The organism is Rugamonas aquatica, assembly GCF_009380215.1.
GTDB lineage: Bacteria > Pseudomonadota > Gammaproteobacteria > Burkholderiales > Burkholderiaceae_D > Rugamonas > Rugamonas aquatica_B.
This window is the reverse complement of sequence record NZ_WHUG01000016.1, coordinates 52,634-63,470: the sequence shown is the minus strand read 5'-3', so window position 1 is coordinate 63,470 and position 10,837 is coordinate 52,634. Positions and strand designations below refer to the sequence as shown.

Sequence of the window (10,837 nt, the reverse complement as noted above, 5' to 3'; positions counted from 1 at the left end):
TTATACAGTGCTGCCTGTACCGACGAATTTGCACCCACCTACTGGTTGAAAGAACATTATGGACGATAAAAAAGCTGTTGTACCTGCATCTGAAAAGGCTAAGGCGCTGGCTGCCGCGCTGGCCCAGATTGAAAAGCAATTCGGCAAAGGCTCCGTAATGCGCATGGACGCCAACACGCCGATCGAGGACGTACAGGTCGTGTCGACCGGTTCGCTGGGTCTGGATATCGCCCTGGGCGTCGGCGGCCTGCCGCGCGGCCGCGTGGTGGAAATCTACGGTCCGGAATCGTCGGGTAAAACCACGCTGACGCTGCAAACCATCGCGGAAATGCAAAAACTGGGCGGCACCTGCGCCTTCATCGACGCCGAACACGCGCTGGACGTGGGCTACGCGCAGAAACTGGGCGTCAACCTGCACGAGCTGCTGATTTCGCAGCCGGACACCGGCGAACAGGCACTGGAAATCTGCGACGCGCTGGTGCGCTCCGGCTCGGTGGACATGGTCGTGGTCGACTCCGTCGCCGCGCTGACCCCACGCGCCGAGATCGAAGGCGACATGGGCGACTCGCTGCCGGGCCTGCAAGCCCGTCTGATGTCCCAGGCGCTGCGCAAGCTGACCGGTTCGATCAACCGCACCAACACCCTGGTCATCTTCATCAACCAGATCCGCATGAAGATCGGCGTCATGTTCGGCAGCCCGGAAACCACCACCGGCGGTAACGCGCTGAAGTTCTACGCCTCCGTGCGCCTGGACATCCGCCGCACCGGCTCGATCAAATCGGGCGACGAGGTGATCGGTAACGAAACCAAGGTCAAGGTCGTCAAGAACAAGATCGCGCCGCCGTTCAAGGAAGCGCACTTCGACATCCTGTACGGCGCCGGCACCTCGCGCGAAGGCGAGATCCTGGACCTGGGCGTGGAAGCGAAGATCGTCGAGAAATCCGGTTCCTGGTACAGCTACAACGGCGAGCGCGTCGGCCAGGGCAAGGACAACGCCCGCATCTTCCTGCAAGAGCGTCCTGAGCTGGCGTGGGAAATCGAAAACAAGGTCCGCGAATCGCTGGGCGTGCGCGCACTGCCGCCGCTGGCCGCCGACAAGGGCGACACCGTGGTCAAGCTGAAATCCGTCGACAAGGCGGACAAAGGCGACAAGGCCGACGCCGCGTAAGCTGGTCATTCCCGCGAACGCGGGAATCCATGCTGAGCATGCGTTCTATAGACTCCCGCGTGCGCGGGAGTGACGGATCGACCACCGCGCTGTTCATTCAGCCGGTGGTTTTCTCATTGTGCAGAGGGTTTTATGGCAGCACCGCAACTTAGCCTGAAGGGCCGCGCCCTGCGCTACCTGTCGATGCGCGAGCACAGCCGCATGGAGCTGGCCCGCAAGCTGGCGCGCTACGCGGAAGAGGGCGACGACGTCGAAGCCCTGCTCGACCTGCTGGAAAAGAACAACTGGCTGTCGCAGGAGCGTTTCTCGGAAGCGCTGATCCACCGCCGTTCGGCCCGCTTCGGCAACAGCCGCATCGTGGCCGAGCTGCAAAGCCACGGCATCAAGGGCGAGGAATTGCAGGAATTGAAGGCCGGCCTGGCCGAAGGCGAGACCGAGCGCTGCGTCGAAGTCTGGAACCGCAAGTTCGGCACCGTGGCCGCCGATCCACAGGAACGCAACAAGCAGATGCGCTTCCTGCTGCAACGTGGATTTTCCCAGCGCGCCGTGCAAACCGCGCTCAAGGGCGCCCCGGAAGACGACTAGAACATTGCCGCGCCGCACCATGCAATGTTTCCATGACTGAAATAAGACTGGTGAATTTCTTGCCAAAACGCTCTCAAAACCGCCATTTTCAATGCTCAAAGTTATGTTCTGACGCAACTTGAGGCACCGATGTGCTACACTTTTGGGGTTTTTGCAGCGCCGCAGGTGCGGTAGTTGTCCGTAGAAGCTGCGGACACGTGCGATCAGCACATGGCTGCTTACTAAATTTCTGCCGCGAGAGCGGCATCGGTCTTATGTCCCTGTCAACTCCAGTTACCCGACGTGCGCTCCGGCACACGCGCGCAATTGCCGTCCAAGCGTACGCACGCGATGACGGGCTGTGGGATCTTGACGCCCATATCACCGATATCAAAGTCATCGACACCATGCTGGCCTCCGGCCCGCGCGCTGCCGGCACCCCGCTGCATGACCTGCACCTGCGTTTGACCGTCGATCTGCAACTGACCATCGTCGATGCCGAAGCCGCATCCGATGCCGTTCCATATCCCGGCCACTGCGACACCATTGCCCCCGATTACAAAAAACAGCTGGTAGGCCTGAACCTGATGAAGGGTTTCCGCCACGAGCTCAAGCAACGCCTGGCCGGTATTTCCGGCTGCACCCATTTGACCGAACTGGCGCAGATCCTGCCCACGGCCGCGGTGCAGGCGTTCGCCAACGATGTCTGGTCGACCAACGACGCGGCTACCGAGGACCAAGGCGTGCCGCGCCACAAGCCGTTTCAACTCGACAAATGCCATGCCCTGCGCACCGACGGCGCAGCAGTGGCGCAGTTTTACCCGCGCTGGGTGGCCAAAGCAGCACCAGGTGGCGCGTAGCAATCTCTGCTTACTAGATTCACACATTTCGCAGTATCAACCGATTTTTACACATCAGCATCAGAAGGGAAGCCAGCATGAAAATCCATGAGTATCAAGGCAAAGAAATCCTCCGAAAATTCGGAGTGACGGTTCCGCGCGGTATTCCGTGCATGTCCGTTGAAGAAGCAGTCAAAGCTGCTGAAACCTTGGGCGGTCCGGTCTGGGTTGTGAAAGCACAAATCCACGCCGGTGGCCGTGGTAAAGGCGGCGGCGTGAAAGTCGCCAAATCGCTGGAACAAGTTAAAGAATTCTCCGAGCAGATCCTGGGCATGCAGCTGGTCACGCACCAGACCGGCCCTGAAGGCCAGAAAGTACGCCGCCTGCTGATCGAAGAAGGCGCGGACATCAAGAAAGAACTGTACGTTTCGCTGGTCACCGACCGCGTCTCGCAGCGCGTTGTGCTGATGGCTTCCTCCGAAGGCGGCATGGACATCGAAGAAGTTGCCGAGTCCCACCCAGAACTGCTGCACTCGATCGCCATCGATCCATCGATCGGCCTGACCGACGCTGAAGCCGCTGGCATCGCCGCCAAGATCGGCGTGCCGGAAGCTTCGATCGCCGACGCCGTCGCCAACCTGCAAGGCCTGTACAAAGCCTACTGGGAAACCGACTCGTCGCTGGCCGAAATCAACCCGCTGATCCTGACCGGTTCGGGCAAGGTCATCGCTCTGGACGCCAAGTTCAACTTCGACGCCAACTCGCTGTTCCGTCAACCGGAAATCGTCGCTTACCGCGATCTGGACGAAGAAGATCCAGCTGAAGTCGAAGCATCGAAATTCGACCTGGCCTACATCTCCCTGGACGGCAACATCGGCTGCCTGGTGAACGGCGCCGGCCTGGCCATGGCTACCATGGACACCATCAAGCTGTTCGGCGGCGAGCCAGCCAACTTCCTGGACGTAGGCGGCGGCGCCACGGCTGAGAAAGTAACCGAAGCGTTCAAGATCATGCTGAAAAACCCAGGCCTGAAAGCCATCCTGGTCAACATCTTCGGCGGCATCATGCGTTGCGACGTGATCGCCGAAGGCGTGATCACCGCAGTGAAAGCCGTGTCGCTGAACGTGCCGCTGGTCGTCCGCATGAAGGGCACCAACGAAGACCTGGGCAAGAAGATGCTGGCCGATTCCGGTCTGCCTATCATCGCAGCCGACACCATGGAAGATGCAGCGAAGAGCGTAGTCGCCGCCGCTGCCGGTCAAGCTTAATTAAGGAATCAACATGTCCATTCTGATCAATAAAGATACCAAAGTCGTTACCCAAGGTATTACCGGCAAAACCGGTCAATTCCACACCCGCGGTTGCCGCGACTACGCGAACGGCAAAGCTGCTTTCGTTGCAGGCGTGAACCCGAAGAAAGCCGGCGAAGATTTCGAAGGCATTCCTATTTTCGCTAACGTTACCGAAGCGAAAAAAGAAACCGGCGCCAACGTGTCGGTCATCTACGTACCGCCAGCAGGCGCGGCCGCCGCGATCTGGGAAGCTGTCGAAGCTGAAATGGATCTGGCCATTTGCATCACCGAAGGCATCCCTGTCCGCGACATGATGGCTTTGAAAGATCGCATGGCTAAAGCGGGTTCGAAAACCCTGTTGCTGGGCCCTAACTGCCCAGGCCTGATCACCCCTGACGAAATCAAGATCGGCATCATGCCAGGCCACATCCACAAGAAGGGCCGTATCGGCGTGGTTTCGCGTTCGGGCACCCTGACCTATGAAGCAGTCGGTCAGCTGACCGCACTGGGCCTGGGCCAATCGTCGGCAGTCGGCATCGGCGGCGACCCGATCAACGGTCTGAAGCACATCGACGTCATGAAGATGTTCAACGACGATCCTGATACCGACGCGGTCATCATGATCGGCGAAATCGGTGGTCCAGACGAAGCCAACGCGGCTTACTGGATCAAAGACAACATGAAAAAACCGGTCGTCGGCTTCATCGCCGGTGTTACCGCTCCTCCGGGCAAGCGCATGGGCCACGCCGGCGCGCTGATCTCCGGCGGCGCTGACACCGCACAAGCCAAACTGGAAATCATGGAAGCTTGCGGCATCACCGTCACCAAAAACCCGTCCGAAATGGCGCGTCTGCTGAAAGCCATGCTGTAATAACAGCTTGCTTGAATGTGGAATAATGGGGGAGCTTCGGCTCCCCTTTTTTATTTGGAGAACAGATTGGCGAAGATCCTCATCTCGCGTGACGGACAGCTGGAACAGCAAATACAACTGAGCAAGGAGCGGATGACCATCGGCCGTCACCCGCGCAACGACATCGTGCTGACGCATCCGGCCGTCAGCGGCGACCACGCGGTCATCGTCACCATCCTCGACGATTCTTTTCTGGAAGACCTGCACAGCACCAACGGCACCTTCGTCAACGGCCACCGCATCGGCAAGCACTTCCTGCAGCATCAGGATGTGATCAAAATGGCCAAGTTCCAGGTAGAGTTTGTCGCCGACGGCGTGCGGCCGATGATGGCGGCGGCGCCCGTGCTGGCGCAGATCGAAGTCTTAAATGGCAATAATGCCGGCAAACAAATGGCGCTGACCAAGCCGCAGACCACGCTCGGCCGCGCCGGCGTGCAGGTGGTGGTTATCCATCGCCATCCGGACGCCTACACCATCACCCACCAGGAAGGCGCGCAGGCGCCGCTGGTCAACGACATCCCCCTCGGCAAGCAGCCGCAGCGCTTGAACCATGGCGACGTGATCGACCTGGGCGGCACCCACATGGCCTTCCGCATCGCCTGACAATATTTGTCAGCGCGCCGGCCGGCTGACAAACTGCGGCGCCGCGACTGACAAAAAACGGCAGTCCGGGCGGCGAAAAGCGACAGTTTTTGGCAGATTTGGCGGGTTTGGACCCGAAAAATGGGGTGGCACACCAATTGCTCATAGCTAAGTGTCCTACCAAATTTTGATGTTCAACACACCCCCCAGGAGTCGAAAATGAAATCCATGAAAATGATGAAGAAACAAGCACAAGCCGGCTTCACCCTGATCGAACTGATGATCGTGGTTGCCATTATCGGTATTCTGGCCGCCGTGGCGATCCCGGCGTACAGCGATTACACGGTCAAAGCCAAGATGGCGAATGCCCAGGGCGCGATCGACTCGATCAAGACTGCGGTGGCACTGTGCGCCCAGGAAGGTGGAGGGGATCTGACCGGTTGCAACGCCGGCGCCAAAGGTGTACCGACCTTCACCGCGACCAAGGAAGTTTCCGGCGCCACCGTTACCGACGGCGTGATTGTTGAAACCTTCGCTACCGGCGTCGGCAAAGACATCGACGGCAAAACCGCGACCTTCACCCCGACCATCGCCGCCGGCGCAGCTAACGTGACCTGGAACGTGACCACCACCGTCACCAACACCGCAGCGTCGCAGGCTCTGACGAAAAACAACGTACTGCCATAATCCAGATTGTGGACGAAAAAAAACCGGCTTCGGCCGGTTTTTTTTCGTTCAGACGATCTTCTGTCGATCGGCGATCAGCGCCTCGTAGGTCAGGTTTTGCAGCATGGTGTAGTGGACCGGGTCCAGGTCGATGAACTGCACGCCGTAGGTGAACACCTCGGCCTTGTCGCTGGTGGCCGGCTTGACCACGTTGATGTTGCGGATGGTGGCGTTCGGATTGATGCGCACCTGGCGGTTGCCGGGCTGGGCGATCAGGTAGAAGGACAGGCCGACCTCGGCCTCGTCTTCGGACAGTTTCTTGGCCGACTCGATCAGCGCGCCCGACACGCTCAGGTTCACCAGGAACACCGAAGTGGTGCCGGCCGGCGACGTCACCTGGGCCGGGATATCGACCTTGACCCGCATCGCCGCGCGCAGGCTGGTGCCCTGGATCGACACCGGGAACGACAGGTGGACATAGAACAGCGGCCGCGGGAACACGCGTTGCACGACGCAAGAGAATGAGCACACGTTGACGCCGGAGAAGACGCGGATGGTCAGCTTGTCGCCGTCATTGAGGGCGATCGGAGCGCCATTCTCGAACGGAACCTTGACGATCATATACTCGTCCTTGACCCAGCCGATCAGCGTGGAGAAGTGCTGGATAGGCTTGATGGTGCGATGAGTAATGAACTGAATCCTGCCGCCCACTTGCAGGTTCATCTGTTCGAATTCGTATTCCTGAGTCTTGGCTTCGCTCGGTGGAGGAGGGTTGCTGCTCATTCAAATTCTTTCTCGTATGCGCGAGGCGGGTACGGTGAGACCTACGTCAAAAAATTACTTCAGCAACATTTATTATATACGCGCTAAACAAAGGTAACAATCAGACAATAGGTTGAGATGCCAAATGGTCGCAGACTAGCCGGCAAGAGGGGGCGCAACGCCGAAAACCGTTGCATTTCGGCGCTCATCACGGATGTGGAGGCGGGGGAAGGCGGTTTAGCTCGTCACGCTCCAGTCGCCCGACTTGCCGCCATGCTTCTCCATCACGCGGATATCGGTCATCACCATGCCCCGGTCCACGGCCTTGCACATGTCGTACACGGTCAGCAGGCCGACCTGCACCGCCGTCAGCGCCTCCATTTCCACCCCGGTCTTGCCGTAGGTCTCAACCTGGGCCTTGCAGTGCACGCTTGAAGCAGCCACATCGGTCTCGAAATCCACCGTCACGCGGGTCAGGGCCAGCGGGTGGCACAGCGGCACCAGGTCGCTGGTGCGCTTGGACGCCATGATGGCGGCGATGCGGGCGATGCCCAGCACGTCGCCTTTCTTGGCCGTGCCGCTGGTGATGATGGCCAGCGTCTCCGGCTTCATGCGGATGGTGCCGCTGGCCAGCGCGATGCGGTGCGTCTCCGTCTTGGCGCCGACGTCGACCATATGCGCCTGGCCGGAGCTGTCGAAGTGGGTCAGGTGGTCGGCGGGCGCGGGGTTTTCGATGGTCATGGTAGGCTGAAAAACGTAACAAATTAATTCGTCGGCGGACGCCGTGCGTAAGCGCCCAAGTTGCGGGTATCATATCATCGTGAATACAAAACGTTCCCCCCACTCCCTGCGCCTGCGCGCAGTCGCTGCGGCGCTGCTGGTCGCCATGCCGCTGGCCATGGCCCAGGATGTGCTGGCGCCCGCCAAAATCCCCAACCTGCCCGCGCTCGGCGATACCGAACGCCAGGACTTGTCGCCGCTGATGGAGCGCAAGCTGGGCGAGGAAATCATGCGCGATATCCGCCGCGACCACGATTTCCTCGACGACGGCCCCATCCTCGAATACCTGAACAACTTCGGCAACTCGCTGGTCGCGGCCCGTCCCGGCGCGCGTGGCGAGGCCAACTTCGATTACTACTTCTTCGCCGTGCGCGATCCGCAGCTGAACGCCTTCGCGCTGCCCGGCGGCTTCATCGCCGTGCACTCGGCGCTGCTGCTGGCGGCCCAGTCCGAATCGGAACTGGCGTCGGTGCTGGGCCACGAGATCGGCCACGTGGCGCAGCGCCACATCGCCCGCTCCATCGGCCAGCAGAAGCAGGACGCGCTGATCCCGCTGGCGGCGATGATCCTGGCGGCGCTGGCGTCCAAGGCCGGCGGCGACGCGGCCATCGGCGTGTTCTCGGCCGGGCAGGGCCTGGCGATCCAGCGTCAACTGAACTTCGGCCGCGACGCCGAGCGCGAAGCCGACCGCATCGGCTTCCAGATCATGGGCGCGGCCGGCTACGATACCTCGGGCATGGTGGCCTTCTTCCAGCGCATGCAGGTGGCGACCCGCAACTACAGCGACCTGGTGCCGGCCTATCTGCAGAGCCACCCGCTGACCACCGAGCGCATCGCCGACATCCAGGCGCGCATCCGCGAGCAGCCGTACAAGCAGCGCCAGGACAGCCAGGATTTCTACCTGGTGCGTTCGCGCGCCCGCGTGCTGCAGGATTCCAGCAGCAACGGCCTGGCCGAGGCCAAGACTTTCTTTGAAGGCCAGATGAAGCAGGAGAACCGCCAGCAAGTCACGGCGGGCCAGTACGGCATGGCTTTCCTGTCGCTGAAAAAAGGCGAGACCGCCAACGCCCAGGCCTGGCTCGACAAGGCGCGCGCGACCTTCGACAAGCCGCCCGCCGCCGGCACCTTCAGCGCGGCCCCACGGCCGGCGCCGGATTCGATCTTCGTCAGCACGTCGATCGAGATCAAGCTGGCGCAGCCTGACGACAAGGCCATGATAGCGAAAGGTCTGGCCGAGGCGGAAGCGGCGCACCTGCAATTCCCGCTGTCGCGCGGCATCGCCCATCAATATGGCGAGGCCCTGATCGCGGCCGGCAAGCTGGAGGAGGCCGCCACCTATCTGCGCGACCAAGTGCAGCTGTACCGCGAAGACCCGGACGCCTACGACTTGCTGGCGCAAGCCTATTCCAAGCAGGGCAAGCTGGCCTTGCAGCATATCGCGCTGGCCGAATCGTATGTGTTGCAGGGTGGCGTGCTGTCGGCGCTGGACCAGCTGAGCTATGCGCGCAAGGCGCCCGACGCCTCGTTCTACGACCAGGCCGTGATCGATGCGCGCGAGCGCGAGTTGCAGGCGCGCCGCCGCGAGGAGCTGGGCGAAAAGGGCAAGAAGGATTTACGCGAAGCGGAATCGCGCCCGGCGTTCAAGGCGGAGATGCGCCGCGATACGGAACCGACGACGCCAGGCAGCCGCTTCGACCGCATGCGCCAGGACAACGACAGTTTTACGCAGGGGCGGACGGTGCGCTGATGTAGCCGTAACGCGCCGGCAGGTCGGCGGCCGCCACGCGCTGCACGGCCACGCCGTCCAGCGTCAGCGCGCCGGCGGCGGCGCCATCCATCCACGCCAGTAAGGCGTCGTCGCCCACGGCGGCGCCGTCCATCTGCAGCCTGTGCAGCACTTGCGCGAAATCGCGGTCGTCCAGCTGCGCCACCGTGTCGCCGCTGCGCAAGACCAGCGCGCCCGTCTCTGTCAGCACCACTTCCTCGATAGCCCCCAGCGCCGCGCCTGTGTGCAGCAGCCAACCCTGCGCCGGATCGGTGCGGACGATGTAGGGCGTGGCCTCCAGCTGTACGTACACGCGCTGCGGACCGTTCTGGAAATACCAGCAGCCGCGCTCGTCGGCCGCGTAGTTGCGGACGATGAAGGCCACCAGCGCCGCGTGATGCAATTTGTCGCCCGGCAGGTTCAGGTGCTGGGCGCGTTCGTCGCGCATGCGCCAGTTGCCACGCGCATCCAGACCCAGCCAGCCGTAGCAGTAGGGCACGTTCGGCCATTTGGCCAGGGCTTGCTTGACGATGTCATCCATGTTGTTCGGCCAGTGCGTCGTTGGTGGCGGTCGCGCCCGTCATGAAGTTGAGCAGGCGCTGCGGCAGCCAGTGCAGCTTGCCCGGCAGGCCGCCGACCGCAAAGCCCACATGGCCGCCCTCGGCAGGATAGTCCAATACCACGTTGGCCGCCGCACGCTGCGGCAGATGGCGGCCCGGCAGGAAGGGATCGTTCTTCGCGTTCAGCACCAGCGTCGGCACGGTGATGTCGTTCAGCACATGCTTGGCGCTGGCGCGGTCCCAGTAATCGTCGGTGTCGCGGTAGCCGTGCAGCGGCGCCGTCACCACGTTGTCGAAGGCGTACAGGTCGCGCGCGGCGTGCAGCGCGTCGAGGTCGAACAGGCCGGGGAACTGCTGCAGCTTGGCCACGCACTTGGGCTTGAGCGTTTGCAGGAACATGCGCGTGTAAATCATGTTGAAGCCGCTCGATAGCGAGACGCCGCCCTGCGCCAGGTCCAGCGGCGCCGATACCGCGCAGGCGGCGTCGACGAAGTCGGCCTGGTGCTGCGATTCGCCCAGCCAGCGCAGCAGCGCGTTGCCGCCCAGCGAGACGCCGGTGGCGTAGAACTTGCCGCTGCTACGCGCATGCAGGCGGCGCACGATCCAGTCGATTTCGGCGGCGTCGCCGGAATGGTAGAAGCGCGGCGCGCGGTTGGGCTCGCCGGAGCAGCCGCGGAAATGCGGCACCGCGCCCGACCAGCCGCGCGCCGCCACGGCGGCCATCAGCGCCCGCGCGTAGTGGCTGTCGGACGAGCCTTCGAGGCCGTGGAACAGCACCACGAAAGGTTGGCCGGGCTGGCCGTCGACGAAATCGACATCGACGAAATCGCCGTCCGGCGCCTCCCAGCGCTCGCGCCGGAACTGCACCGCCGGCCTGGCGATGCACAGGGCGGGGTAGATGGTTTGCAGATGGCCGCTGGGCAGCCAGAAGGGAGCGGTGTACTTCACG

At 62.1% G+C, this 10,837-nt stretch carries 12 protein-coding genes; 8 read left to right on the top strand and 4 right to left on the bottom strand.

Annotated elements, in window-relative coordinates; translation table 11 throughout:
- The first annotated feature begins 58 nt into the window (after positions 1 to 58).
- From recA to GEV02_RS27285, 7 genes are all read left to right on the top strand, one after another.
- Positions 59 to 1,168 carry a recombinase RecA gene (gene recA / locus GEV02_RS27315; protein ID WP_008452540.1) on the top strand — a complete coding sequence of 370 codons (1,110 nt, stop codon included), beginning with the start codon at positions 59 to 61 and terminating at the stop codon, positions 1,166 to 1,168.
- A gap of 132 nt (positions 1,169 to 1,300) precedes the next feature.
- Entirely contained in the window at positions 1,301 to 1,753 is a 453-nt protein-coding gene (gene recX / locus GEV02_RS27310; protein WP_152808781.1) for a recombination regulator RecX, read from the top strand.
- 254 nt (positions 1,754 to 2,007) lie between these two features.
- Positions 2,008 to 2,592, top strand: a complete 585-nt coding sequence (locus GEV02_RS27305; RefSeq protein ID WP_152841042.1) for a DUF2889 domain-containing protein — start codon at positions 2,008 to 2,010, stop codon at positions 2,590 to 2,592.
- A gap of 77 nt (positions 2,593 to 2,669) precedes the next feature.
- Positions 2,670 to 3,839 (top strand): ADP-forming succinate--CoA ligase subunit beta, encoded by a 1,170-nt coding sequence (sucC, locus tag GEV02_RS27300; protein WP_070271007.1) that lies wholly within the window; start codon positions 2,670 to 2,672, stop codon positions 3,837 to 3,839.
- A 13-nt stretch (positions 3,840 to 3,852) separates the two neighbouring features.
- Positions 3,853 to 4,734, top strand: a complete 882-nt coding sequence (sucD, locus tag GEV02_RS27295; RefSeq protein ID WP_008452531.1) for a succinate--CoA ligase subunit alpha — start codon at positions 3,853 to 3,855, stop codon at positions 4,732 to 4,734.
- Between the two features lie 66 nt (positions 4,735 to 4,800).
- Positions 4,801 to 5,376: an FHA domain-containing protein gene (locus GEV02_RS27290; RefSeq protein WP_070358233.1), complete on the top strand. Its 576-nt coding sequence runs from the start codon at positions 4,801 to 4,803 to the stop codon at positions 5,374 to 5,376.
- 198 nt (positions 5,377 to 5,574) lie between these two features.
- Positions 5,575 to 6,042, top strand: coding sequence for a pilin (locus tag GEV02_RS27285; RefSeq protein WP_328595934.1), 468 nt, complete (start codon positions 5,575 to 5,577; stop codon positions 6,040 to 6,042).
- Positions 6,043 to 6,090: 48 nt separating this feature from the next.
- Here GEV02_RS27285 and GEV02_RS27280 read toward each other — a convergent pair whose 3' ends face one another.
- Together GEV02_RS27280 and moaC are read right to left on the bottom strand one after the other, a co-directional pair.
- The gene (locus GEV02_RS27280; protein WP_152841041.1) at positions 6,091 to 6,804 is read right to left on the bottom strand and encodes a flagellar brake protein; all 714 of its coding nucleotides are present in this window, start codon (positions 6,802 to 6,804) and stop codon (positions 6,091 to 6,093) included.
- A 216-nt stretch (positions 6,805 to 7,020) separates the two neighbouring features.
- Positions 7,021 to 7,524, bottom strand: a complete 504-nt coding sequence (moaC, locus tag GEV02_RS27275) for a cyclic pyranopterin monophosphate synthase MoaC (protein ID WP_152841040.1) — start codon at positions 7,522 to 7,524, stop codon at positions 7,021 to 7,023.
- Between the two features lie 145 nt (positions 7,525 to 7,669).
- Between moaC and GEV02_RS27270 the strand changes: the two genes are divergently transcribed.
- On the top strand, positions 7,670 to 9,310 hold the full coding sequence (locus tag GEV02_RS27270; protein WP_235922980.1) for a M48 family metallopeptidase: 1,641 nt from the start codon (positions 7,670 to 7,672) through the stop codon (positions 9,308 to 9,310).
- Here GEV02_RS27270 and GEV02_RS27265 read toward each other — a convergent pair.
- A complete protein-coding gene (locus GEV02_RS27265; RefSeq protein ID WP_152841039.1) occupies positions 9,285 to 9,869 on the bottom strand; it encodes a DUF2946 family protein in 585 nt (194 codons plus the stop codon). The genes GEV02_RS27270 and GEV02_RS27265 overlap by 26 nt on opposite strands.
- Entirely contained in the window at positions 9,862 to 10,836 is a 975-nt protein-coding gene (locus GEV02_RS27260) for a YheT family hydrolase (RefSeq protein WP_328595933.1), read from the bottom strand. Before GEV02_RS27260 ends, GEV02_RS27265 begins: the two co-directional genes overlap by 8 nt.
- Position 10,837 lies beyond the last annotated feature (1 nt).

Excerpts from the sequence above, each read along its gene's own strand:
- recA (WP_008452540.1), top strand. The coding sequence starts at position 59 with ATGGACGATAAAAAAGCTGTTGTACCTGCATCTGAAAAGGCTAAGGCG.
- GEV02_RS27270 (WP_235922980.1), top strand. The coding sequence starts at position 7,670 with ATGCCGCTGGCCATGGCCCAGGATGTGCTGGCGCCCGCCAAAATCCCC.
- sucD (WP_008452531.1), top strand. The coding sequence starts at position 3,853 with ATGTCCATTCTGATCAATAAAGATACCAAAGTCGTTACCCAAGGTATT.
- GEV02_RS27285 (WP_328595934.1), top strand. The coding sequence starts at position 5,575 with ATGAAATCCATGAAAATGATGAAGAAACAAGCACAAGCCGGCTTCACC.
- GEV02_RS27265 (WP_152841039.1), bottom strand. The coding sequence starts at position 9,869 with ATGGATGACATCGTCAAGCAAGCCCTGGCCAAATGGCCGAACGTGCCC.
- recX (WP_152808781.1), top strand. The coding sequence starts at position 1,301 with ATGGCAGCACCGCAACTTAGCCTGAAGGGCCGCGCCCTGCGCTACCTG.
- GEV02_RS27305 (WP_152841042.1), top strand. The coding sequence starts at position 2,008 with ATGTCCCTGTCAACTCCAGTTACCCGACGTGCGCTCCGGCACACGCGC.
- sucC (WP_070271007.1), top strand. The coding sequence starts at position 2,670 with ATGAAAATCCATGAGTATCAAGGCAAAGAAATCCTCCGAAAATTCGGA.
- moaC (WP_152841040.1), bottom strand. The coding sequence starts at position 7,524 with ATGACCATCGAAAACCCCGCGCCCGCCGACCACCTGACCCACTTCGAC.
- GEV02_RS27280 (WP_152841041.1), bottom strand. The coding sequence starts at position 6,804 with ATGAGCAGCAACCCTCCTCCACCGAGCGAAGCCAAGACTCAGGAATAC.